Genomic DNA, 25,095 nt, shown 5'->3' with positions numbered 1-25,095 from the left:
TCCCCATGCACCCGCACGACCCACGCGAGCTGTTGAAGGTGTGGGAGTCCGGCGTGCAGGCCTCCCACACACAGCGCGGCCTGTTGCTGCTGGGCGTGGCGCTGCCGCAGTCCGACGCCGACGCGTTGGCGCGTGCAGGCATCGGGCATCGCGATGCGTGGCTGCTGACGCTGCGCGAGACGCTGTTCGGCAGCGACGTCGCGTGCGTGCTGCCGTGTCCGGCCTGCGGCGAGCACATCGAGCTGACGTTCGGCGTCGGCGATATCCGCGCCGGGCACGCCGAACACGGGCAGATCTGCGAAGTCTCGGCCGCCGGCTCGACCGGGCGATTCCGCCTGCCGACCAGCGCGGACCTGCTGGCCGTCGAACACGAGTCCGATGCGCAAGCCGCCGAGAGGCTGCTGCTGACACGCCTTTGGGATGGGCCCGGTCCGATGCCGCCGACGCAGCTTCCCTGCGAGCTCGCCGACGCGGCGGCTGCGGCCATGAGCGAGGCGGATCGACAGGCCGACGTGCTGCTCGAACTCTGCTGTCCTGCCTGCAACCGGCGAAACCAGGCGCCCTTCGACATCGCCGGCTACCTCTGGCGCGAACTGGACCGGTGGGCGCTCGACCTGCTGCAATGCGTGCACGTGCTGGCCAGCCGCTACGGTTGGAGCGAGGACTGCATCCTGGCCATGAGCCCGGCGCGCCGCGGCGCCTACCTCGACCTGATGGGGAGGGCGTGATGCCCGGCTTCCTCACCCGCCTTGTGCAACGCGCGCTGGTGGTGCCCGCGGCCGCGTCGTCGCACGCACGGTCCGGGGCCTTCGAGGAAGTCCTGGGGCCTGACGCAGCGACGCCCGCAGCCGAACAGGACGGCGCGCGCGATGCGCAGCGCGCGGCGCCTGCGTCCGCAGTGCAGGCCCTTGCGCAAGCCGCTGCGCCATCGGGCGAGCCCCCCTGGGAGCGCACCCTCGCCGGCACACCCGGTCGCACCGGCCTCGACACCGTGCTCGCCGGCGCAGTGAAGAAGAGCGTCGCGCCGGCGATGGACACCGCGACCCGTGCGACGCAGCCTGCCGTGCGCGGGCCCGTCCCCGTCGAGCTGCCACGGCAATCCGCCGCGCATGCCGCGCTGCCCGCCCCGCTGAGACACAGCCCGCAGGCGATCGACCCCCGCATGCCCGGCCGCCACGATGGCGGGCCGCCGCTTCCCGACACTTCGCCTGCGTCGGCGCCGCAGGCGACACGTGACATGCCGCCACGGCTTGCGACGCTCGACGCAGCGCGCACAGCAGCCGCCATCCCGCCCATCGATCACCGACAGCAGGACCCGGGCGATGCGCCCCGCCAGCCTCCCCTGCTCGCGCCTGTTGCCCTCGGGCCGGCCGCCGCACGGCCGGCGGCTGCATGGCTGCCGGAGCCGCGTGCACGCATGACGCTCCCTGCTCCCGAGGTGCACGTCACCATCGGCCGCGTCGAACTGCGCACCGCAGCGCCGCCAGCAACTCGCCCCTCATCGCGCGCGGCCGCACCCCGCCCCGCGCTGAGCCTCGCCGACTACCTGGCACGCCGCGATGCCGGGGGCTCCCGATGAGCAACCACCTTGCCGTCGCCACCGTCACCGCGGCGCTCGGGCAGCGGGTGCATGCGTCGGCGCAGCAGGCCGTCGGCGGCGTGAACCTGCGCTTCGGCCGCCCGGAAGCGCCGGCGGCAGGCCCGCCGCAGCGGCGGGTGCACGTCTATCTGTACCAGGTGGCGGCGAACGCGGCGCTTCGCAACGACGACTTGCCTTCACGAGGCGCCGACGGCCGCCTGGTGCGCAGGCCGCAAGCCGCGCTGGAGCTGCACTACCTCCTGAGCTTCTACGGCGACGACCAGTTGCTGGAACCCGACCGCATGCTCGGCGCGGTGAGTCGCGACCTGCACGCGCGGCCGCTTCTGAGCGCACAGAACATCAGCGACGCGCTTGCGGGCCATCCCGAACTCGCCGGCTCCGACCTGGCGGACGCCTTCGAGCGCGTGCGCTTCACGCCGACGACGCTCACGCTGGACGAGCATTCCAAGCTGTGGTCAGTGATGGTGCAGACGCCCCATGCGCTGTCGCTGGCCTACACGGCCAGCGTGGTGCTGCTCGACGCCGTCGAGACCGCATCGCCCGTGCTCCCCGTACTGCGCCGCGGCCCGCACGACCAGGGCGTCGAGGCGACCGCCGCCTCCATTCCGCTGCTGGAGGAGGGCTGGGTCGGCTTCCCCGCCGCGGCCGAGCGGCAGCCGCGCCTGCCGAGCCTGCGCGCCGCGCCGCTGGATTCGCGCCTGATCATCGTTGGCCGCAACCTCGAGGGCGATGCCGTCTCGCTGCGCTTCCGGCATCCATTGCGGCCGCCCCTGGACATCGACGTGGCGCCCGGCGACCGCGATGCCGGGCAGCTGCGCCTGACCCTCGGCGAAGACCCTGCCGTGCCGGACCCGTGGGCCGCCGGCGTGTACAGCGTGGTCGCCAGCGTGCGTCGAGGCAGCGCGACGGCGCGCTCGCCGGCATGGCCGCTCCTGGTCGCGCCCACCGTGACCTCGATCGTGCCGAACCCGGCGACCCGCGTGGGCGGTTCGGTCACGCTCACGCTCGGCTGCAGGCCGCGCATCCAGCCCGGCCAGGCGGTGTCGCTGCTGATCGCTGATCGCGAAGTGCCGGCGCAGCCGCACGCGGCCGTCACCGGCACGGTCGATTTCGTGATCCCGTCGGCACCCGCGGGCGCCGGCCAGCTGGTCTGGCTGCGCGTCGACGGCGTCGACAGCGTGCCGGTGCGCATCGACCCCGCCGACGGCGCTTTCGCCTTCGACGACGCTCAGCGGGTGGACATCGCATGAACGCCACCTTCGACGCGCCGCATCAGGCGCACGACCCGGCGATGGCGGCCGAGCTGGACAGCTGGCAGGCGCGCAACAACAACTACCTGGGCGCCGCGCTGGCGAGCCTGCGCGAACGCCTCGATGCTGCCGCGCAGGCACCACGTGCCGTCCTCGTGCCATCGCAGGCTGCGCCGGAGCCGGCACCTGCCGCAACGCTGCCGGCGGCGGCGCCGGCCGAGAGTCGTCAGCCCAAAGGCTCCGGCCGCAGCCCGATGGGTTTCTTCCGCCGCCCGCCGCTGCAACAGCCAGGGGGCGCCGTCCCGCTGCTGGCTTCCGCGCCCATCGCGAACCGGATCGAAATGCCGCCCGACGACGCGGCGCGCCGCCTCGCCGCCGCGGCCGAGGGCGACCCGCCGCCGGCACTGATGATCCTGGCCCGGCGCCTGGGCTTGTCCGACTTCGAGCGCGACATCCTGCTGCTGTGCGTGGCGCTGGAACTCGACACCGGCACGGCAGCCCGGTGCGCCGCCGCGCAGGGCCGGGCCGATCGCGACCACCCGAGCTTCGGGCTGGCCATGACGCTGTTCGACGATCCGGCGTGGGAAGCGCTGTCGCCCGAACGGCCGCTTCGCTACTGGAGGCTGGTCGAGATCAACCAGCCCGGCGCACGCGCCCTCACGTCCAGCGCCCTGCGCGCGGACGAACGCATCGTCAATTTCGTCAAGGGGCTCAACTACCTCGACGACCGCCTGGCGCCGCTGCTTCTGCCGGTGAATGCGCCGCCACTCGAGAAGCTGCCGCCTTCGCAGCGCGATGCCGTGGCCACGTTGACGCGAATCCTGGTTGCCGATGCGCCCGCGGGCCAGGCATGGCATGCGGTGGCGTCGCTGCGCGGCCGGGACCGGCAAAGCAAGCGCGAGATCGCGGGCGTCGCCGCAGCCATGCTCGGCATGCAGCTGCATCGCCTGCCGGCCGACGCGCTGCCCGCGCACCCGGCCGAACTGGAGACGCTGGCCCGCCTGTGGGAGCGCGAAAGCCTGCTGCTGCCCGTGGCGTTGTACATCGACGCGCACGACATCGAGAAGTCCGCCGGCCCCGACAGCCCCGCGCACCGGCTTGGTCATTTCGTGGCCCGCACGGGCGGGCTGCTGATGATCGATTCGCGCGACGGCATCGAGCTGCCGGTCGAACCGGCGGTGTCGCTCGACGTCGGCAAGCCCACGACCGCCGAGCAGTTGCAGGCCTGGACCGACGCGATCGGTGCACGCGCGCCGGACCAGCCGGCTCGCCTGTCGGCGCAGTTCGATCTCAACCGTCCCGACATCGAGCGCATCGCCGCGACGACGCTCGCGCGCAGCGACGGCATGGACGATGCTGCCTTCGGGGCCGCCCTGTGGACCGCCTGCCGCGAGAAGACGCGGCCGATGCTCGCGCGCCTGGCGCAAAGGCTGGACGCGCGTGCGAGCTGGGACCAGCTCGTGCTGCCGGCCCAGGAGACGGCGCTGCTCGAGCAGATCGCCGCCCAGGTGCATGCGCGCTCGCAGGTCTACGACACCTGGGGCTTTCGCGCGCGCATGAACCGGGGCCTGGGCGTCAGCGCGCTCTTCGCCGGCGACAGCGGAACCGGCAAGACGATGGCGGCCGAAGTCCTGGCCAATGCGCTGCAGCTCGACCTGTACCGCATCGACCTGTCGGCCGTGGTCGACAAGTACATCGGCGAGACGGAGAAGAACCTGCGCAAGGTCTTCGACGCGGCGGAATGCGGCGGCGCCATCCTGTTCTTCGACGAGGCCGACGCGCTGTTCGGCAAGCGCAGCGAAGTGAAGGACTCGCACGACCGCTACGCCAACATCGAGATCGACTACCTGCTGCAGAGGATGGAAGCCTTCAGCGGCCTGGCCATCCTCGCCACGAACATGAAGAGCGCGCTGGACACGGCGTTCATCCGGCGGCTGCGCTTCGTCGTGAACTTTCCCTATCCCGGCCCCGCGGAGCGACGCCGGATGTGGGAGCGCGTCTTTCCGGCCGACACGCCGCTCGCACCGCTGGACTACGAGCGGCTGGGGCGGCTCGACCTCACGGGCGGGAACATCCAGAGCATCGCGCTGACGGCGGCGTTCATGGCTGCGCGGGCGGGAACGAAGGTCACCACCAACCTGCTGCTGGAAGCCGGCCGCATGGAGCTGCGCAAGCTGGACCGGCCTGTCAACGAGGCCGATTTCCGCTATGTCGAAGCGGCGGAAGGCAGCGCCGCGCGGGAGACCTCATGAGCCGCCGGGCCGTCCCAAAGGCGAATACCGCAGCCGATGGCGAAGGTACTCCGATGAGCATCCGGTTGCACATCGAAGAGCTGGTGGTCGACGGCACGACGGCCGGCGCACACGAAGCCGCCGACCTGCGGGCCGCGCTGCAGGGCCATCTGCTGCAGCTGTTGCAGGAACGAGGCCTGCCCGAACTGGCTGGAGGCCCGTCGCTCGCGCTGCACTCGCTGCAGGCACCCGCCGTCGAGGCGCCGGGCCATGGGGGCGCCCGCGCGCTGGGCGAACAGATCGCGGTGTCGATCCATGCGGGGCTGGCCGGTGTGCATGCGGGGCCGCACGGCTAGGAGAGGACGCCGATGGCACCCGTCACCCGCTTCGACGACACCTTCCGGCCGGCACGCCGGCACGGATGCAGCGGCGGCACGAATGGCGCCCGGTGTCGATGCATGGCGTGCGCGGCCACGCCACGCAGGCTGCAGGCGGAGCAGCGCGGCGAGGACGAGACGACGGCCATTCCGCCGATCGTCAACGAAGTGCTGCGCATGCCCGGCCAGCCGCTCGACCCCGGGACGCGTGCCTTCATGGAGCCGCGCTTCGGACACGATCTCAGCCGCGTGCGCATCCACAGCGACGCAGCAGCGGCGGAGTCGGCCCGGGCCGTTCATGCCGATGCCTACGCATTCGCCACGCACGTCGTGCTGGGCCACGACCAGGCCCCCATGCGCTCGGGCGCCGGCGCGCGGCTGCTGGCACATGAACTTGCGCACACGGTGCAGCAGGCAGGCTGCAGCGCTTCTTCGCTGCCGGAGCGGATCAGCGACCCGGACGAAGCCTCCGAGCGCGAAGCGCATGCCTGGGCCGAGCGCATCGTGTCCGAGCCCGCCGTGCAGCCGCATGCACTCGCCCCGACCGGGCCGCGACTTTCGCGCGTGCCGATGCAGCAGGCGCAGACGCCTGCGCGCGGCTCCCTGCCCGTCGGACCATCGTCTTCCGCCCCCAGGCCTTTCCCTGCCACCCGCATGCTCGATCCGGGCCCGGCGCACGGCCCCAACCCGGCCGACTGCCTCGCATCGCCGTGCGCTGCCGCATCCGCTGCACCTGCACCGGCGAACACGGCCGACAAGCTGCGCCGCGTGGACGACTGGGAAAGCCAGTCGCTCGCCTGCATCCGGGCCAACGCCGCTGCGTCCAATGCCTCGCATGCCGCCGCCATCCAGGCCAACGAGGAAAGCGAGATCACTGCCGACGCCTCGGCGCTGCGCACCCGTGTCCGGCAGGCCGGGCCCGGCGCCGCGGGGCCTGCCTCATTCCTGGACGACCTGCACACGATGTGCGCGCGCAAGACACAGGAAGTCAGGATCGAATTCCACTTCAACGTCGCCTTCGACAACACAGGCACTTCGAGCCGTTGGGGCGCCGGGGCGTCGGGCGAGGACTGGGACAGCATCGAACAGGCCCTGTCGGCATTGCCGCCGCAGGCGACGTGGAGCAATCCAAGGCTCGTCGTCTTCGGCCGTGCCGCCTGCCATCCGGAGGACCTGAATGCCCAGGGTGTCTGCGCGGGCCATTCCATGCCGGGGCAGGGAACAGGGTTCATCGGCGGCGAGGCCGACTCCAGCACGGGCCGCATCACCGTCTACGACCGCGGCCTGGGAAGCGCACCCTACGGACGCTCGTCGAACCTGGGACTGCCGGCGACACAGCAGACCCTCCGGCACGAGGTGGGCCATCTCGCCGAGGCACAGGTGCCCCCGGCCGAGCTCAAGACCTTCTTCGAAGTCCTCCTGAAGTGGCAGGACTATGCGTGGGCCTGGATCACCAGTCCGGCGCCGCGCTCCCCCAACTGGCAGGCCGAGCGAGACAGCCTGCGCGCGGAACTGGGCTTGGAGGAGGCACAACTGGATGCCTGGCTCGCGACGCTGCAGCCGAACCAGTCCGTCACCGTGGGGCAGCGCACCTACACGCGCGATGCGGCCGGCTCGGGCGGCAGCACGCTGTTCCTGCATGCGATCGATCCTTCGCGCATCCCGCGTGGCGTCGAGTTCTCCTACGCGCGCACAAGCCAGGGCGAATACTTTGCCGAGTTGTATGCGCTGGCGGTGTCGCGCCCGGCGTTCCTCAGCGACGCGCTGCCGGCGCCGCAGAGCGAGTGGCTCAGGCGCATCGTGTTCGGCACGCCGGCCACGGCGAACGAGTGGGCAAGCCGGATTGCCGCCCGCGACGACGCGACCCTGATCGAGCGGCTGCTGCGCACCTACACCTGGACCCAGGCCGACGCGGTGCTGAACGAACACCTGGGCCGCCGGCGCGCAGGCGGGCAAGCCGCATAAGGACGCCGAGCCATGTCTTCCTTTCCCAACTCCCCGCGCCTCATCAAGGGTGCCTTGATCGGCGTCGACCCGCTCAACCCGCCCGCCAGCGTCGTGGTCTTCCAGTACAACCCCGAGACCATGACCCGCCGGCTCGAGCCCCGCACGGCCGGCGGCGACGGCGAGCACAGCGAGGCCTTCCGGCTCGCCGGCCCGCCCAAGGAAACGATCACCCTGACGGTCGAGATCGACGCCACCGACCAGCTCGAAGCGGCCCAGCCGCTGGCCGTCGCGTCCGGCATCAGCCCCACGCTCGCGGCGCTGGAGACGATGCTCTATCCGAAGAGCGCGCTGGTCATCGCCAACGCCATCCTGGCCGCGGTCGGCACGATCGAGGTGCTGCCGGCGACCGGCCCGATGATCCTGTTCGTGTGGGGCCCGACGCGCGTGCTGCCGGTGCGCGTGACCGGGCTCACGATCACGGAGGAGGCCTACGACACGCTGCTCAACCCGACGCGCGCGAAGGTCGAGCTCTCGCTCTCGGTGCTGAGCTACAACGACCTGCAGATCGCCACGCCGGGCCACGCGCTGTTCCTCGTGCACCAGGTCGCGAAGGAAGCGCTGGCCAGAACCAACCTCTTCAACAACGTCCAGAACGTGGGCGTGGCCTTGAAGCTTTGAGCCGGAGCCGACATGCCTGTCTCGCGCGCTGCTCCATCCTCCGCTGTCGATGCGTTCGCGCCGGCGCGGGATGCCGCGGCCTTGTCCCCTGCCGGCACGGGCGTTCGCGGTCGTCTGCAGCGCCGGTGCGCGTGCGGCTCGCACAGCGCCGGCGGCGGCGAATGCCGCCGCTGTGCCGATGCCAGGCTGAACCTGCAGCGCAAGCTCACGCTGGGCGCGAGCAACGATGCCCAGGAACTCGAGGCCGACAGGATCGCGGACCAGGTACTCGCCAGTCCCGCGAACCGATCCGGCAGCCCTGTCCGCCTGGCCGCACCACCCGGGCACGCGGCGGCCGACGGGACACCCCTGCCGTCCAGCGTGGAACGGGTGCTTGCACAGCAGGGCGCGCCGCTCGGGCCGTCGCTGCGGCAGGACATGGAGCGGCGCTTTGGACACGACTATGCGAACGTGCGCGTCCATGCCGACAGTGCCGCCGCGGAATCCGCGCGCGCGATCGATGCTGCCGCCTACACGGTGGGGCGGCACGTGGTCTTCGGCGCCGCGCAGTTCGCACCCGAGTCCTCCCAGGGACGCCGCCTGATCGCGCACGAATTGACGCACGTGCTCCAGCAGGCCGGGGGATCCGTCGCGCCCGCTTCGCGTCCGGATCGCACCCGAAGCGCCGGCCTCCAGGTCGTCCAGCGCCAGCACGCGCCCGATCGGCAGGGCATCCTGGAAAGACTGGCCGAGCTCGAAGCACGCGCCGCGCGACCGGTCAGCCTGTCGCCGGAGGAGACCGCCGCGCTGATCGCGGAACGCGAGGCCCTGATCGCGCAGCTTCGCCCGGAAAGCTCGGCGGTGCGGCCCGCAGCGCCTCTTTCGACGCCGGCCAGGACTGCATCTGCCGGGGCTGCCCCGACGCCTGAGGACATGGTGCGAATGGTGGTGGAGCAGCGCCAGTTTTCGGCAGTGCGGCCGTCGCCCGAGGGGAGCACGGCGCCCATCGCGCCGGAGGCGCTCGCGCCGGAAGCCCGGGGCGCGGCCGCGGGCGGCGGCTACCAGACCAATGCGGTGATCCAGGTGGTCGACGCCGACGGCCGGCAAGTCGCGCTGGAGCTGGCGCAGTACGAAGGGCATGGCCAGGCGCACGCCGAAGCGCAGGGCGTGGCCCGGCTCAGCCTGAGGCTGGCCGGCCGGCGCTTTCCGGGTGGACGAATGATCGTCGCGGTGGACCAGCTCGCCTGCGGCGGCTGTCTCGCGCGCCTGCGCGCGCTGGCCGTGCGACTCGGTCTCGGGTCCTTCGAAGTCTGGGTTCCGGCTCCCGAAGAGGGTCGCCGCGCAGGTCCGAAATGGACGGCGAGAACGGCGACTGTGCGTCCCGCGCGTCCAAGCGCCGGATCGTCCGCGCCGGAAACAGGCGGCGCCGCGTCGTATCGCGCGAGCGCCCGCATGGCCCAAGGCGAAACCCTGCCGCCTGCCACCGAGCCCGCGCCGCTCCAGCCTCGGCCCCAGACGCTGCCACCGCCCCGGCAGGCCGGCCCGCGAACCCCGGTCGCCGAACCTTCACGACCTACGCCAGCCGCCGGCGAGACCCCGGTCGTCGAGCCGCCGCCGACGACCATCGCAGAGCCTGCCGCCGAGGCAGCACACCCGCAAGCGCCCCGCCAGGCCGTGCCGCCGGAAGGTGCACCCCCTCGGAGCGGAGGCGGCTGGGGCGGCGTGGGCAGCGGCCTGCTGAGCATCTTCGGGCCCTTGGCGGTCGGGTGGATCCACCAGTCCGCGGTGCGCAGCAGGGTCCGCGAACAGGCCGGCACCCAGGGCTACGTTCCGCAGGACGCTCCGAGCGGAGAAGGTTTGCTCTATGACCTCGGCGCGTGGCTCATCGATCCGATGCGCGACGCCGAGCGGGCAGTCCCGGGCCGCGATCGCATCGATGTCCGGGTGTGGCGGGCCCGGCTGCGCACGGCAGCCACGTCGAGACGCGCCGGAGAGACGATGTCCATCCGCTGGGACATCGGGCGCTGCAGCTTCGACGAGCTGGGCCGCCAGCGCATGGACCATCGCACCGTCGTCTACCTGAAGCAGGCCGACGGAAGCTGGCGGGTGCAGAGCGGCGACGCACGCGGAACACCCTCGCTGCAGGCCGTGCTGTCGCCGGATGTGCCCGACGCGGCCATCTCGGCCCTGATCTTTGACGATCCCTGCGAAGCCTGAACCGTGACCCCGCACGAAAGCCCGACACCATGACGACACCGCTCCTTCCCGCCAACAGCCGCTACCAGGGCATCGAGACCACGCAGCTCGTGCTGCCGGACGGCACGGTGCGCGTCTACCTGCAGCGCCGCTTCGTTCCGCCGCCGGAGCGCATGGCCCTGCTGCAGGTGCACGTCGTGACGGGCAGCGACCGCATCGACAACATCGCCGCGCGCTACCTGGGCGACCCCGAGCAGTACTGGCGCATCTGCGACGCCAACCGCGCGATGCGCCCCGCGGCGCTGACCGAGGAGGCCGGACGCCGCCTGAGGATCACCCTGCCCGACGGCATACCGGGAGCTCCGCTTGTTTGACGCGCTGCATCTCAGCCTGCTGATCGGCCCGGTGGCCGTGCCGCTGCCCGCGCCGCTGCCGGTCACCGAAGCGCTGCAGCGCGTGGAAGTCAACAGCTCGCGCGATCGAAGCGGGTTCCAGATCACCTTCGGCATGGGCAAGAGCTCGCCGCTGCAACTGGCGCTGCTGCCCGCCGGATTCTTCGACCCGATCGTCACGCGCGTGGTCATCATCGCCACCTTCAAGGGCATTCCCCACGTGCTCATGGACGGCGTGGTCACGCGCCAGGAAATGCAGCCGGGCAACCAGCCCGGGCAGGGCACGCTCACCATCACCGGGGAGGACCTGAGCATCCTGATGGACGTGATCCAGCTGCAGCGCTCTTTCCCGGCGATGCCGGAGGTGGCGCGCATCCTGCTGATCCTCGCACCGTATGCGGCCTTCGGCCTCACGCCCATCGTCGTGCCGCCGCCGGTGGTCTCGGTCGACAGCCCGACCAGCCGCTTCGACACCCAGGGCGCGCGAACCGATCGCGACTACATCAAGTCGCTGGCGTCGCAGAGCGGCTACGTGTTCTACGTCGAACCGGGGCCGGCACCGCTGCAGAGCCTGGCCTACTTCGGGCCGGACGTGCGCATCCCATTGCCGCAGCCCGCGCTGAGCGTCAACTCGGACGGCGACACCAACGTGGAATCGCTCAGCTTCAGTCTCGACGGCCTGGCCAAGAAGCAGGTGATCATGTTCACCTTCGATCCGGTGACGCGCAAGATCCCGGTGCCGATCCCGGTGCCCGACATCAACCCGCTGCATCCGCCGCTCGGCCTGCGCCCCACGCCGCCGGCCAAGGTGGTGTTCGCGCAGGAGACCACGCACCTGACGCCGACCGAGCTGGCCAAGCGGGCCTTCGGCTACATGCTCCAGAGCGCCGATGCCATCAGCGGTTCGGGCTCGCTGGACGTGGCGCGCTACGGCCACATCCTGCGCGCGCGCATGCTGGTGGGCGTGCGCGGCGCCGGGCTGGCCTACGACGGCATGTACTACGTCGACAGCGTGACCCACAGCATCAAGCGCGGCGAATACAAGCAGAGCTTCCAGCTGTCGCGCGACGGCCTGATCTCGCAAACTCCGGTGGTGATGCCATGACGACGACATCCGGCGAAGGCGGAAGCTTCCACGGCAAGTACCGCGCGACGGTGCTGCAGAACATCGACCCCGAGCAGCGCGGACGGTTGCAGCTGATGATTCCCGACGTGCTCGGCCCGCTGCCCTCGACCTGGGCCGAAGCCTGCGTGCCCCTGGCCGGTCCGACCGGGCCGCCGATGGGCGTGTACATGGTGCCGCCGATCGGCGCCGGCGTCTGGGTGGAGTTCGAGCGCGGCGATCCCAACTACCCGGTGTGGGTCGGCTGCCGCTGGGGCGGCCAGTCCGACATCCCGCTGCTGGCGAAGGCCGGGCTGCCGGCCTCGCCCAACATCGTGATGCAGACGCTCGGCCAGCAGACGCTGGTGATCAGCGACGCGCCGCCGACGCCGGCCACCGGCGGCATCGTGCTCAAGAGCGCGACCAATGCCATGGTCGTCGTCAACGACTCGGGCATCTACATCACCAACGGCAAGGGCGCCTCGATCACGCTGGTGGGGCCGACCGTGCTGGTCAACAACGGCGCGCTGTCCGTCACCTAGGAAAACAAGATGCCGGGATTCCTCGTCCAGGTCGGCGCCCAGGTGCTGTGTGCCCACGGCGGGCAAGCCACGCCGACGGTGCCCAATCCGCGCGTGACGCTGGGCGGCGCGCCCAGCGTGCTGGTGTCCTCGCCCTACGTGATCGCCGGCTGCGCGCTGCCGCCGCCGACGGCCGGCAACGGCCCCTGCGTCAGCGGCCAATGGCTCAGCGGCACGACGCGCGTGCTGTCCGGCGGGCAGCCTCTTCTCGTGCAGTCCAGCAGCTCGATCTGCGCGCCGAGCGGCACGCCGATGATGGTGCTGGCCACCCAGACGCGCGTGAGCGCGATGTGAGTCGTCCATGAACATCGACTTCCCCTTCCACTTCGATGCGCACGGCCGCACGGCTGCCGCGCCCGACGCCGACCACGTGCGCGACATGATCGAGCTGCTTCTCTTCACGCGGCCGGGCGAGCGCGTGAACCGCCCGGACTTCGGCAGCGGGCTGATGGACGCCGTCTTCGAGCCCAACAGTCCCGAACGCGCGACCGCGATCGAGTTCACGACCCGGGCCGCGCTGCAGCGCCACCTGGGCGACGTGATCGTGGTGCAGAAGTTCGGCGTCACCGCCGACGGCGCCGTGTTGCGGCTCGAGCTCGACTACCTGCTGCCGGGTTCCAAGGAAACGCACCACGCATCGTTCGTCATTCCCGGATCTGCCGGAGCGTCCACATGAGCGCCGCGCCGGGCCGCCCCAAGCAAGCCCGCACGGCAGGGCGCAGCACGGAGGTGCTCCGAATGAACACCGCGGCCGATCCTCTCGCCTGCCGCCACGACGGCGAGCGCCGCCGCCTGGTGCGCAGCTCCGATCGCAACGGGCTCGACGATGTCGAGGTCGACGATGCGCAGACGACGCTGACCGTGCATTTCCTGGGCCGTGCGCCGAAGTGGATCACGGCCGCCCACCTGCGCATCGAAGGCGGCCGCCGCATCCGCGACCTGCGCGTGACCGGCATGCGCATCGAATGCAGCGACGACGACGGCCTGGACGACCGCATGATCGTGACCGTCGACAGGCCGGGCGACTTCTCGGTCTACCGGCTGTGCGTGGTCGCGCTCGACCAGGCGGGACGCCCGACCGGTAGGCCGCCGGAAGACTTCGACCCGCGCTATGCGTGCGTGTGCTTCAGCTTCAAGGCCGGCTGCCCGAGCGATCTCGACTGCGCCGCGCCGAGCACGTGCGAGGCGCCGCCGCTCGATGAGCCGGCCATCGACTACCTGGCCAGGGACTATGCGAGCCTGCGCCGCCTGCTGCTCGACCGGCTCTCGCTGCTGATGCCCGACTGGACCGAGCGGCACGCACCCGACCTCGGCATCACGCTGGTCGAATTGCTGGCGTACGTAGGCGACCAGCTGAGCTACCAGCAGGACGCCGTGGCCACCGAGGCCTACCTCGACACGGCGCGCCTGCGCGTCTCCGTGCGCCGGCATGCGCGGCTGGTCGACTATCTGCTGCACGAAGGCTGCAACGCGCGAGCCTGGGTCGCCTTCGAGGTCGGCGTCGCGGCGCTGACGCTGAAGGCGGGGGACTTCTACGTGATCACGCAGCATCCACAGCTGCACGACCCGGTGCTGAAGGACCAGGACCTCCCGCGCACGGAGCCGGCGCCCTTCCTCGGCTTCCAGCCGCGGCTGCCGGCCGGCAGCGACACCCTGATCCTGCGGCAGGCACGCAACCGCATTGGCATCTACCGGTGGAGCGAATCCGATTGCTGCCTCGCGCAAGGCGCCACCTCCGCCACGCTGGTCGACCCGGGCACGCTGCCGAAGCCGCCGCCGCCGCGGGAGGAGCTCGAAGCCGGCATCGCGCGAGGCCGCTGGCACCAATTGCATCTCCAGCCCTGCGAAGTGCTGCTGTTCGAGGAACTCAAGGGCCCGCGCACCGGTGTTCCGGCCGATGCGGATCCCACGCACCGCCACGCGGTGCGGCTGACCCGCGCCGTGCCCTCGTACGACCCGCTGACGCAGCAACTGCTCTACGAGATCGAATGGTGCCCGGAGGATCAGCTGCCCTTTGCGCTGTGCCTGTCGTCGGTGAGCGATGCGCCGGCCTGCGAGACGCTGCTCGACGTCAGCGTGGCCTGGGGCAACGTGGTGCTGGTGGACCACGGGCTGGACGCGCAGGACGAGCTCGGGTCGGTTCCGGTCGTCGACACCGTGGCGCGCTGCGAGGATGCCTGCGAAGACGCCGAAACCACGCACAAGCCGGGACGCTACCGCCCGCGATTGCCGCAGCCCGACCCCACCTTCGCCACGCCGCTCGCCCCCTGCGAGGAAGGCGGCGACGAATCCTGCTGCGGCGGCTGCGGCGACAGCGCGGCTGGCGCCACGCTCGCGCAGGACGTGCTGGCCGCGCTGCCCGAAGTCACGCTCCACAGCCTGCCGGCCGACGCCGCACCGAAGGCCGCGCCGCGGCGCTGGGTCGCACGGCAGGACCTGCAGGGCAGCGGCCCCGACGACCGCCACTTCGTCGTCGAGGTCGACGACGACCGGGTCCCGTGGCTGCGCTTCGGGGACGGCGAATGCGGCCGCGCCCCGGAAGCCGGCGAGTCCTTCCGCTGCCACTACCGGGTGGGCAACGGCAGCATCGGCAACGTCGGCGCGGACGCGCTCCTGCAGGTCGTGTTCCGCAACGGCATGCCGAACGGCGCCGGCCTGCGGGTGCGCAATCCCCTGCCCGCGGCGGGCGGGACCGCACCCGAGAACACGGCTGAAGCCAGGCGGCGCATTCCCGACGCCTTCCGCCATCGGCTGGAGCGCGCCGTGACGGCCGGCGACTATGCCGCCTTGGTGATGCGCGACTTCGCCGGCTCGGTGCAGGGTGCCGCGGCCGTGATGCGGGCCAGCGGTGCCCACGTCGAAGTGCAGATCGCCGTGGACGCCGTGGGCCGGGCCACGCCGAGCGATGCGCTGCTCCAGTGCATCGAACAGCACCTGCGCTGCCTGCGGCGCATCGGGCACGCGCTGCGGGTTGTGCCGGCACGCCAGGTTCCGCTGGACGTGGCGATGCGCATCTGCGTGAAGCCGGGCTACCTCGGCGCCCACGTGAAGGCGGCGCTGCTCGAAGTCTTCGGCACCGCGCGGGTGCGCCGTCCGCGCGCCGGCGGCCTGGCCACCGGCTTCTTCCATCCCGACGCGCTGAAGCTCGGCCAGCCGGTGTCGGCCAGCCGCATCGTCGCGCTGGCGCAGTCGGTCGACGGCGTGGCCGGGGTGGTCCTGGAGCGCCTCGAGCGCCTGTTCGAGGGACCCGACGGCGAACTCGAGAGCGGCGTGCTGGCGATCGGCCCGCTCGAGGTCGCGCGCCTGGACAACGACCCCGTGTTTCCCGAGAACGGCCAGCTCGTGATCGCGATGGAGGGCGGACGATGAACAGCACGATGTCCACCGGATGGCGCTGCGCCTGCGGCGGCCGCGGCTGCGGCTGCTGCGAGGGAATCCGCGTCCTGACGCCGCTGCGGACGGCCAACCGGCCCGGCCTGGCGACGCTGCACTACCGCATCGGCACGCACGGCAGCTTCTTCGAGACCATGAAGGCGCGCCTGTCGCTGCACCGGTTGCCCGTGCCGCCGGAGGCGCCCCCGGGCACGCAGGGCGCGCGCCCGCTGGCCGGGCTGCGGGTGCGCGACGGCAGCGATCCGGCGATCGCGCTGCTCGATGCCTGCGCCGTGGTGGGGGACATCCTGAGCTTCTACCAGGAGCGGATCGCCAACGAGGGGTACCTGCGCACCGCCACCGAGATGCGCTCGGTGTTCGAGCTGGCGCGGCTGGTCGGCTACCGGCCGCGGCCGGGCGTCGCGTCCAGCGTGTACCTGGCCTACACGATCGACCCCAACACGGCGGGCGACATCGTCATTCCCGAGGGGTCGCGCGCCCAGTCCGTCCCGGGCCAGGACGAACAGCAGCAGAGCTTCGAGACCTCGCAGGACCTGAAGGCGCGCGCGGCATGGAACAGGCTGGGCCTGCGCCAGACGGAGCCGCAGCAATGGGCCGGCATCGACTCGAGCGGCGAACTGTGGCTGGCCGGCACGCAGACGCGGTTGAAGGTCGGCGACCCGCTGCTGATCGATCCCGGCGAGACCACGGCGCCGCCCCTGCCCTACCGGGTGGTGGCGGTCGAGCCGGACGCGCCGGCCGAGCGTACGCTGGTGCGCATCGAGCCGTGGGAGGGTCCGAAGCCCGCGGCCGTCCTGCCCACCGCATCGCTGGCCGCGCTCGGCCTCGGCGCGCCGCAGGGCGGGACGACGGCCGGCAGCCTGCAAAAGGAACTCGCGCACCTGGACAGCCTGAATCCCCGCCATACGGCCTTCGCCTCGGGGCTGCGGCGCCTGCGCCAGCGGGTGGACGCACACCTGGCCGATCCGGCCATCCAGCGGGCCACGCGCCTGCGGCCCTGGCTGCAGTCGCTTGCCGAAGCGCTGGCCGCTCTGCCCCAGGGCCAGGAATTGACGCCGCTGGCCATGCGCATCGGCCAGCTGAACACGCCGCCGTCGAAGCCGCTGAAGAATGCGCTGCAGCTGCCTCGCTCGCTGGCCACCAGCTTCACGCCGGTGGCCGACGCCGGACTCAAGGTGCTGGAGGCCACGGCGCCGGCACTGAAGGACACGCTGGCGCCGGCGATCGCGGGCTACGAGGCGGCCAGCCCGGCGCAGACGATCCGCGTCTGGGCGCCGCGGCTGGCGGCCGGGGTCTTCGGGCGCGGCTTTCCCAGGCGCACCCGCATCGAGTTCGACACCGTGAATCTGGCCGCTGGCGCTCCGCCGCAGGCCAGCCACGCGGTCGACGACGGCGAGTGGCCGATCGCCGTCGACTGGGACGAGGACGCGGGCGTCCTCGTCGCCAGGGAAAGCACCGACACCGTGTACCTCGATGCCGCGCATGGCGACATCGCGCCGGGCTCCTGGGTCTTCGTCGATGCCGGCGCGGTGCCGGTGTTCGACAAGAAGGACATCATGGTCCGGCCCGCCCAATCGATGCTGGTGACGACGGTGAAGACCGTGTTCCCGAAGGTGGCCCGCGCCGACTATGGCGGGAGCGGCGACTCGACCGGCCTGGTCCTCGGCTCGGCGCAATGGATCGAGTTCCTGGTGGACGACGACGATGAGTTCGGCCTGAAGGACGACCCGAAAACGTGGGAGCGCGACTTCCAGGTGATCCGGCGCACCGCCGTCTATGCGCAGAGCGAGCCGCTGGCGCTGGCGGAACGGCCGATCCGGCTGGACCTCTGCAGCCACGCGCCGAATGCAGGCGGCGGCACCCAGACCGGCGCCGTCGACGAAGCGGCATCGATCGAGCTCGACGGCCTGTATGCCGGCCTCGAGGCCGGGCGCTTCCTGGTCGTGAGCGGCGAGCGCGCGGACGTGGGCGAAACGCGCGGGGTGTTCGCGAGCGAGGCGGTGATGATCACCTCGGTCTTGCACGACGTGCGCGCCGCCGGCACCGCGCCAGGCCCGTGGACGCTGGCCGCCGAGGCGGCGCGCAAAGCAGCCGCCGGCCAGGGCGGGGAGCCTCCGCCCAAGCTGGCCGGCGACAGCAACCACACCTTCATCCGGATCGACAAACCGCTGGCCTATTGCTACCGGCGCGAGACCGTGTCGATCATGGGCAACGTGGTGAAGGCCTCGCATGGCGAATCGCGCAACGAGACGCTGGGCAACGGCGACGGCACGCGGCCCATGCAGGCGTTCGAGCTGAAGCAGACGCCCCTGACCCACCTGCCCGCGCCGACGGCGTCCGGCGCCGAAAGCACGTTGCGGGTGTACGTCAACGACGTGCGCTGGCAGGAGGTGCCCGGCTTCTTCGGCCATGGCGCCACCGAGCGCATCTACCAGGTCCACACCGACGACCGGGCCATGACCACGGTCCGGTTCGGCAACGGCATCGAAGGCACACGGCTTCCCACCGGCATCGGCAACGTGAAGGCGATCTACCGCAACGGGATCGGGCGCCCCGGCAACGTGAAGGCGGGCCAGATCCAGCAGCTCGCGACGCGCCAGCTGGGCGTCAAGGAGGTGGTCAACCCGCTGCGCGCATCGGGAGGTGCCGATCGCGAGAGCCGCGACCAGGTGCGGCGCAATGCGCCGATCGCGGTGAAGGCCCTCGACCGGCTGGTCTCGACGCCCGACTATGCCGACTTCGCGCGCTGCTTCGCCGGCATCGGCAAGGCGGATGCGCAGGAGCTGAGCGACGGCCGGCGCAGCCTGGTCCACGTGACGGTGGCTGGCGTGGACGACATACCGATCGACAACGACTCGGAACTGCTGGGCGCCCTGCGCCGCGCGATGCGCGATCTCGGCGATCCCTTCCAGCCGGTCGCGCTGGCGCCGCGCGAGCTGCGGCTCCTGATCGCGAGCGCCAGGCTGCGCATCGACCCCGACCGCCTGTGGGAGCCGGTGGTCTCCGAGCTGCGCCGTGCGCTGCTGGAGGCCTTCGGCTTCGATCGGCGCGAGCTCGCGCAGGGCGTCGCCAGCAGCGAGGTGCTGCGCGTGATGCAGTCGGTGCCGGGCGTCAGCTGGGTCGACCTCGACGCCTTCGGTGCGATCGACACGATGCGCTTCGACGGCATCCGCCCCCAACCCCTGACGCCGGCCGAGACGGCCGATGCCATCGCGCAAGTGGTGTCCGACGGCGTGACGGCCGCGGTGCAGGCACGGCCTGCGCGGCGCAACGCCGACGGCTCCGCCGTGCTGCCGGCGCAGCTGGTGCAGTTCAGCAGCGAGGTCCCCGAGACCCTGGTGCTGAACCAGATCAAGTGAAGGGAACCTTGCAATGCCCACCGAGACTGCCACTGCCCTTCCCATCGATCGGCTCTACCTGCTGCTGCCCGATTTCGTCCGCCTGCGCGACAGCGAGCAGGGCGAGCCGCTGCGCGCCCTGCTGCAAGTCATCACCGAGCAGGTCGACCTGCTCGAGGAAGACCTGCAGCGCCTGTATGACAACTGGTTCATCGAGACCTGCGAGCCATGGGCCGTTGCGTACATCGCCGACCTGATCGGCCATCAACCGATCCACGAAGCGGGCGAGCCGGGCGAGGACGCCGGCTCGCTCGTTCGCAACGCGGTGCTGCTGCCGCGCCGCGAGGTGGCGCACACGCTGGGCTATCGCCGCCGCAAGGGCACGCTGGCTCTGCTCGAATGGCTGGCCAGGGACGTCGCCGGCTGGCCCGCGCGCGCGGTGGAGTTCGGCATGCTGCTCGCGCAGACGCAGTCGCTTCGGCTGCCTCGCCCGGAGCGCGGCCGGGCGGTGGACCTGCGCGCGTCGAGCCTGCTGCAGGGCCTGGGAGGCGGCTTCGACGGCCTGGCCCGCACGCCGGACCTGCGCCGCATCATCTCCACCCGCACGCCGGGCCACCATGCACCGCCGAGCGTGGGCGTGTTCGTCTGGCGCCTGAAGGCCTACCCGATCACGCGGGCACCGGCGGCCTGCCTGGAAGGCGTCGGCCCGAACTGCTTCAGCTTCAGCGTGCTGGGCAACGACCTGCCCCTGTTCAACCGCCCGCGGCCGCCGCACGGGCGCTGCCACATGAACGACGCGCTCGACCTGCCCGAGCCCATCGGGCGCGCGGCTTTCACGGCACCGCCGGCGCCGGGGAAGCGCCTGGCGCACGCATCGAGCGACTACTACGGCCTGCACGGCGCCGGCGACGCACCGGTCGCGCAAAGCCTCGCGATCTGGGCGCCGGGCTGGTCCGACCAGGGGCACGGCGACGCGCCGATCCCGGCCGCCCGCATCATTCCCGCAGACCTCGAAGGCTGGGTGTACCAGCCGCCGCGCGACCACGTCGCCGTGGACCCGGTGCTGGGCCGCATCGCCTTCCCGCCGCGCCAGGCGCCCAAGCGGGCGGTCACGGTGTCCTACCACTACGGCTTCGCCGCCGACATCGGCGGCGGCGAATACACGAGGCCGCTGCAGCAGCACACGGACGCCGAGCTGATCCGGGTCAAGGGCGTCGAAGCGCTGCGCGAGGCGCTCAAGCGCTGGCGGCGTGTCGAAGACGCGCACGGCGCCGTCGGCGCGCCGGCCGACCAGCCGCGGCACGCGGTGATCGAACTGGGCGACAGCGGCGCCTACGTGCTGCCCCTGCACATCTTCCTCGCGGCCGGCCACAGCCTCCAACTGCGCGCCGCGCAGCGCACGCGCCCGGTGCTGCGCCTGCTCGACTGGCTGACTTCGCAGACGGACAACATGGTCGTCGAGGGCGAGGCCGGCAGCCGCTTCACGCTGGACGGCCTCATGGTCGCGGGCCGCGGCGTGCAGCTCGAGGGCGCGCTCGCGTCGTTCCACGTGCGCCATTCGACGCTGGTACCGGGCTGGTCGCTCGAGCCGAACTGCGACCCCGCCAGGCCGTCGGAGCCGAGCATCGAGCTGGTCGACTGCGGCGCCTGCATCGTGATCGAGCACAGCATCGTCGGCTCCATCCAGATCAACAACGACGAAGTGCGGACCGACCCCGTGCCGCTGCGCATCAGCGACAGCGTGGTCGACGCCACCGGCAGCGACTGCGAGGGCGCCCAGTGCGAGGCGGTCGGCGCCTCGGGCTCGCGCCTGGCCTTCGCGACCTTGCGCATCGCGCGCAGCACCGTCATCGGGCGCGTGATGACGCATGCGATCGAATCGGCGGACGACAGCCTGTTCATGGGTCGCGTCACCGTGGCGCGGCGGCAGATCGGGTGCGTCCGCTTCTGCTACCTGTCGCCCCACTCGCGCACGCCGCGCCGCTTCCAGTGCCAGCCCGACATGGTGGAGGACATCGCCGCGCGACGCGGCCGCGCCGACGGCGACACGCCCGAGCGCATCGAGGCCACGCGCGGGCAGGAGCGCCTGCGCGTGCGGCCCCGCTTCGACAGCACGCGCTACGGCACCCCGACCTACTGCCGGCTCTCGCTCGCATGCGCGCCGGAGATCGTGCGCGGCGCCGGCGACGAATCGGAGATGGGCGTCTATCACGATCTCTACCAGCCGCAGCGCACAGCGAACCTGCAGTCGCGGCTCGAGGAATTCTCGCCCGCGGCCACCGACACCGGCATCGTGTTTGCAAACTGAAGTCCAGGAGAACAGCATGAGAGGCGACTTTTCACGCGACAGCTTCGACAAGCTGCGGCATTACAGCCGCGTCCTCCAGCAGCAGGGGCGTCTCGAACTGGACGCGGGCGGGAACGAACGCCAGGCCATCCAGCTGCATCTTCTGCGCAGCCTGGCGGCGGACCTGATCGGGCCGCAGGGCGGGCCGGGAACCGGCTTCGAACTGCGCAATCCGGACGCGCTGGCGAAGAACTTCGTCATCGGCAAGGGCCACTACTACGTCGACGGCTGGCTGTGCGAGAACGACGCCGACGTGCTCTACGCGAAGGGCGATGACGGTGCGCCGCCGCCACAGACCTGGCTGCCGGAGCCCGACGCGTTGGAGACCAACAAGCGCTACCTGGCCTACCTCGATGTCTTCGAGCGCCACCTCACGGCGACCGAGGTCGACGACGCCGCGGACCCCGGTTCGCCGGCCGCTCTGCGTGAAGTGGCGCTGGGGGGCCCGGACACCACGACGCGCGCACAGGTGGTCTGGCAAGTGAGGATCAGCCTCGGCACGGGCGCGCCGGCATTGCCGCCCGGCGCGCCGGAGTACGAGACGTGGAACGCCTGGATGCAAGCCAACTGGGCCCAGTGGCAGGCCCTGTGGCAGCCGCCATGGCGCGGACAGATGGCGGCCAAGGCGGCCGAAGTGAGCGAGGACGATGCGGGCAACCCGTGCGTCGTGTCGCCGAGGTCGCGCTACCGCGGCCTGGAGAACCAGCTCTACCGCGTGGAGATCCATCGCTCCGGCTCGGTCACGAACGACGAGCCCACCTTCGTGTGGTCGCGCGAGAACGCGAGCGTGCTGTTCGCCGTGGAGCGCATCGACGATAAATCGGTGCAGCTCGCGGCGGGGTGGCGCGACGCCCGCTTCGATCTCGCCGTCGGCGACATCGTCGAACTTTCGGACGACTGGACCGCCCTGGGCGGCCGGGCCGGCCCGCTACGGCGCGTGAGCGGCGTCGACATCGACACCGGGGCGGTGTACTTCGAAGCCGACGGCCCCGCGGGCAGCGTGAGTTCGTCGCGCCATGCCGTGCTGCGCCGCTGGGACCACGGACGCCGACGCCGCGCCACCGAAAGCACGAAGGCCCTCAACGACGGCCGCGCGCAAGTCGCGGACGACCTGGCACTGACCCTCGAGGAAGGCAAGTGGCTGACGATCGAGGAAGGCCTGTCGATCCGCTTCGACGCGGCGCCGGCCGGCCAGCAGCAGCACTACCGCAGCGGCGACTACTGGCTCGTTCCTGCGCGGGCCGCCATCGGCGATGTGCTGTGGCCGCGCGGCGCTGCTCCGCAGCGCGAGCCGCTGCCGCAGCCGCCGCATGGCGTCGAACACCACTACGCGCCGTTGGCGATCCTGGAGGTGGGCGCGGACAACAAGGTCGGCGTGTTCGCCGGACCGACGCTGCGCTTCAAGTCGCTGGTCGAGCTCACCAATTAGGCTCAGGCCGCAGGCTGCAGCAGCCCGGTGGCGACGGTCGGATGGCGCAGGCGCAGGCGCAGTTCCCGCTTCAGGCGCGTGTTGTCCAGCCGCCGCGACTCGCTCATGAAGCTCATCTGCAGCAAGGGCAGTTGGGCCTGCGCCTCGTCGCGCGCGATGCGCGGCGGGCGCGGCAGGCCGTAGAGGTCGGCCGCAAGGTCGATGTAGTCGCCGATCTTGAGCTCGGTGTCGTCGCTCACGTGGAACACACGCTGCGGACCGCCGCGCCATAGCGCCGCCACGCAGGCACGTGCCAGGTCGTCGGCATGGATGTGGCTGGTGTAGACGTCGTCCTCGGCGCGCAGCACCGGCGTGCCCTTGAGCAAGCGCCCACGCGGCGTGCCGCCTTCGCGGTCGGGTGCGTAGATACCAGGGATGCGCAGGATGCGCACGGCCACGCCGGCGCGGCCCAGCCAGCGCACGGCGCGCTCTGCGTCGACGCGGCGGTGTGCCCGCGGGGTGTCGGGGTGCACGGCACGGGTCTCGTCGATGCGCGCGCCGCCGCAGTCGCCATAGACACCGGTGGTGGAGCCGTAGACCAGCGCGCCCGGCAGACTGCGGAGGCGCAATGCCCGCACCAGCGCGGCGGTGCGTGCATCGCGCCACCAGCGAGCGCCTTCGACGCGCGGCGGCGGCGCGAGGTGCAGCACGCGCGTGGCCAGGCCCGAGAGGCGGCGCAGCGACTCGGGGCGGTCGAGGTCGGCCACGATCGGCGTGAGGCCCGCCTGCCGCAGCGCGGCCACCCGGTCGGGCGAGGAGGTCAGCGCGAGCAGGCGCACGCGACCGCGCAGCGCGCGCGCAGCGCGCAGGCCCACGTCGCCGCAGCCGACCACGAGCACCCGTTCGCGGCGAAAGCGCGCAGGCCTAGGGTGCGTCAGCATTCAAACGCCCTCGCGTTTGAATGCTGACGCACCCTGGTGCCGGACGGGCTGTTGAATGAGGGCAAAATCGGATCCCTTTTCCTTGATCAAGAGTCGAAGAATACCCATGACGAGCGCAGCGCCGGACGAGGCGGGCTTTCACATCACGGTTGAGCCCAGCGGGCGGCACTTCACCGCGCACTCGGACGAGACCATCCTCGCGGCAGGGATCCGCCAGGGCATCGGCTTGCCCTATGGCTGCAAGGACGGCGCCTGCGGCTCCTGCAAGTGCAAGAAGCTGTCGGGCGAGGTCACGCTGCGCGTGCACCAGAGCAAGGCACTCAGCGCCGACGAGGAGCAGGCAGGCTACGTGCTGACCTGCTGCGCGCTGGCGAAGAGCGACGTGGTGCTCGAGTCGCGCCAGGTCACGGATGCCAATGCCTTCCCCATCCGCAAGATGCCGGTGCGCGTGCAGTCCATCTCGCGCAAGTCGCACGACGTGGTGATGCTGCGCCTGCAGCTGCCCGCCGGCGAGCCGCTGCAGTTTCATGCCGGGCAGTACGTCGAATTCATCCTGCGCGATGGCGCGCGGCGCAGCTACTCGATGGCCAACGCGCCGCACACGCTCGGCGAGCCCGGCACCGGCATCGAGCTGCACATCCGGCACATGCCGGGCGGGAAGTTCACCGACCACGTGTTCGGCGCGATGAAGGAGAAGGAGATCCTGCGCATCGAAGGCCCGTACGGCAGCTTCTTCCTGCGTGAGGACTCCGACAAGCCGCTGGTGCTGCTGGCCTCGGGCACCGGCTTCGCGCCGATCAAGGCCCTGCTGGAGCACATGAAGTTCAAGGCCATCGACCGGCCCGCGACGCTGTACTGGGGCGGGCGGCGGCCGGAGGATCTGTACATGGACGACTGGGTGCGGTCCGCCATGGCGGACATGCCTCAACTGAGCTACGTGCCGGTGGTCTCGAATGCCGTGCCCGAAGACAACTGGCGTGGGCGCACGGGCTTCGTGCACCGGGCCGTGATGGAGGATTTCGCGGATCTATCGGGCTATCAGGTGTATGCCTGCGGCGCACCGATCGTCGTCGAGTCGGCCAAGCGCGACTATGTGGCGCAACGGGGGCTGCCGGAAGACGAGTTCTTCGCGGACGCGTTCACGACGGAGGCCGACAAGGCGCTGCCCTGAGCCTCACGAAGAAAGGCCCGCACAAGGCGGGCCGTCTTCAGGCCAGGTCAGGACAGTTCGATCAGGGCACGTTCGCCGTGCGGAGATTGAAGGGCCGCCCCTCCACCGCATAGCTGCCGCCGAACTCCATGTTCATGCCGCTGGTGCCCTGCACCGGGCAGCCG

At 71.5% G+C, this 25,095-nt stretch carries 19 protein-coding genes; 18 read left to right on the top strand and 1 reads right to left on the bottom strand.

Translation table 11 applies throughout. From position 1 onward, the window contains the following. The first annotated feature begins 5 nt into the window (after positions 1–5). Genes A8M77_RS31610 through A8M77_RS31535 form a run of 17 tightly spaced genes read left to right on the top strand, consistent with a single transcriptional unit; the run spans position 6 to position 22,840 of the window. Positions 6–728, top strand: coding sequence for a hypothetical protein (locus A8M77_RS31610; RefSeq protein ID WP_086925435.1), 723 nt, complete (start codon positions 6–8; stop codon positions 726–728). Continuing rightward, positions 728–1,579: a hypothetical protein gene (locus A8M77_RS36305; protein WP_158101035.1), complete on the top strand. Its 852-nt coding sequence runs from the start codon at positions 728–730 to the stop codon at positions 1,577–1,579. The genes A8M77_RS31610 and A8M77_RS36305 overlap by 1 nt, the downstream gene beginning before the upstream one ends. Next, a complete protein-coding gene (locus A8M77_RS31605; protein WP_158101034.1) occupies positions 1,576–2,850 on the top strand; it encodes a DUF4255 domain-containing protein in 1,275 nt (424 codons plus the stop codon). Before A8M77_RS36305 ends, A8M77_RS31605 begins: the two co-directional genes overlap by 4 nt. Next, positions 2,847–5,102, top strand: a complete 2,256-nt coding sequence (locus A8M77_RS31600) for an ATP-binding protein (protein WP_238137045.1) — start codon at positions 2,847–2,849, stop codon at positions 5,100–5,102. Before A8M77_RS31605 ends, A8M77_RS31600 begins: the two co-directional genes overlap by 4 nt. A gap of 53 nt (positions 5,103–5,155) precedes the next feature. Next, positions 5,156–5,437, top strand: a complete 282-nt coding sequence (locus tag A8M77_RS31595) for a hypothetical protein (RefSeq protein ID WP_086925433.1) — start codon at positions 5,156–5,158, stop codon at positions 5,435–5,437. A 12-nt stretch (positions 5,438–5,449) separates the two neighbouring features. Further along, on the top strand, positions 5,450–7,423 hold the full coding sequence (locus tag A8M77_RS31590; RefSeq protein WP_086925432.1) for an eCIS core domain-containing protein: 1,974 nt from the start codon (positions 5,450–5,452) through the stop codon (positions 7,421–7,423). A gap of 12 nt (positions 7,424–7,435) precedes the next feature. Further along, positions 7,436–8,083: a hypothetical protein gene (locus tag A8M77_RS31585; protein ID WP_086925431.1), complete on the top strand. Its 648-nt coding sequence runs from the start codon at positions 7,436–7,438 to the stop codon at positions 8,081–8,083. Positions 8,084–8,095: 12 nt separating this feature from the next. Next, entirely contained in the window at positions 8,096–10,279 is a 2,184-nt protein-coding gene (locus A8M77_RS31580; RefSeq protein ID WP_086925430.1) for an eCIS core domain-containing protein, read from the top strand. Between the two features lie 29 nt (positions 10,280–10,308). Beyond that, complete coding sequence (locus tag A8M77_RS31575) at positions 10,309–10,632, top strand: hypothetical protein (protein WP_086925429.1); 324 nt, start codon at positions 10,309–10,311, stop codon at positions 10,630–10,632. Further along, positions 10,625–11,755 carry a hypothetical protein gene (locus tag A8M77_RS31570; RefSeq protein ID WP_086925428.1) on the top strand — a complete coding sequence of 377 codons (1,131 nt, stop codon included), beginning with the start codon at positions 10,625–10,627 and terminating at the stop codon, positions 11,753–11,755. The genes A8M77_RS31575 and A8M77_RS31570 overlap by 8 nt, the downstream gene beginning before the upstream one ends. Next, positions 11,752–12,294 carry a phage baseplate assembly protein V gene (locus A8M77_RS31565; RefSeq protein WP_086925427.1) on the top strand — a complete coding sequence of 181 codons (543 nt, stop codon included), beginning with the start codon at positions 11,752–11,754 and terminating at the stop codon, positions 12,292–12,294. The genes A8M77_RS31570 and A8M77_RS31565 overlap by 4 nt, the downstream gene beginning before the upstream one ends. Before the next feature lie 9 nt (positions 12,295–12,303). After that, positions 12,304–12,627: a hypothetical protein gene (locus A8M77_RS31560; RefSeq protein ID WP_086925426.1), complete on the top strand. Its 324-nt coding sequence runs from the start codon at positions 12,304–12,306 to the stop codon at positions 12,625–12,627. A 7-nt stretch (positions 12,628–12,634) separates the two neighbouring features. Next, positions 12,635–13,009 carry a GPW/gp25 family protein gene (locus A8M77_RS31555; protein WP_086925425.1) on the top strand — a complete coding sequence of 125 codons (375 nt, stop codon included), beginning with the start codon at positions 12,635–12,637 and terminating at the stop codon, positions 13,007–13,009. Beyond that, positions 13,006–15,702 (top strand): putative baseplate assembly protein, encoded by a 2,697-nt coding sequence (locus A8M77_RS31550; protein WP_086925424.1) that lies wholly within the window; start codon positions 13,006–13,008, stop codon positions 15,700–15,702. The genes A8M77_RS31555 and A8M77_RS31550 overlap by 4 nt, the downstream gene beginning before the upstream one ends. Further along, positions 15,699–19,085, top strand: a complete 3,387-nt coding sequence (locus A8M77_RS31545; protein WP_086925423.1) for a putative baseplate assembly protein — start codon at positions 15,699–15,701, stop codon at positions 19,083–19,085. Before A8M77_RS31550 ends, A8M77_RS31545 begins: the two co-directional genes overlap by 4 nt. A gap of 13 nt (positions 19,086–19,098) precedes the next feature. Next, entirely contained in the window at positions 19,099–21,372 is a 2,274-nt protein-coding gene (locus A8M77_RS31540) for a hypothetical protein (RefSeq protein ID WP_086925422.1), read from the top strand. A 16-nt stretch (positions 21,373–21,388) separates the two neighbouring features. Next, positions 21,389–22,840: a DUF6519 domain-containing protein gene (locus A8M77_RS31535; protein WP_086925421.1), complete on the top strand. Its 1,452-nt coding sequence runs from the start codon at positions 21,389–21,391 to the stop codon at positions 22,838–22,840. A gap of 2 nt (positions 22,841–22,842) precedes the next feature. Here A8M77_RS31535 and A8M77_RS31530 read toward each other — a convergent pair whose 3' ends face one another. Further along, entirely contained in the window at positions 22,843–23,760 is a 918-nt protein-coding gene (locus tag A8M77_RS31530; RefSeq protein ID WP_086925420.1) for an NAD-dependent epimerase/dehydratase family protein, read from the bottom strand. Between the two features lie 106 nt (positions 23,761–23,866). On the opposite strand from A8M77_RS31530, the gene A8M77_RS31525 reads away from it, so the two are divergent. After that, complete coding sequence (locus tag A8M77_RS31525) at positions 23,867–24,931, top strand: CDP-6-deoxy-delta-3,4-glucoseen reductase (protein ID WP_086925419.1); 1,065 nt, start codon at positions 23,867–23,869, stop codon at positions 24,929–24,931. Positions 24,932–25,095 lie beyond the last annotated feature (164 nt).

The sequence above is a fragment of the Variovorax sp. JS1663 genome, assembly GCF_002157355.1.
GTDB lineage: Bacteria > Pseudomonadota > Gammaproteobacteria > Burkholderiales > Burkholderiaceae_C > Variovorax.
This window is presented reverse-complemented; position numbering and strand designations above follow the sequence as displayed.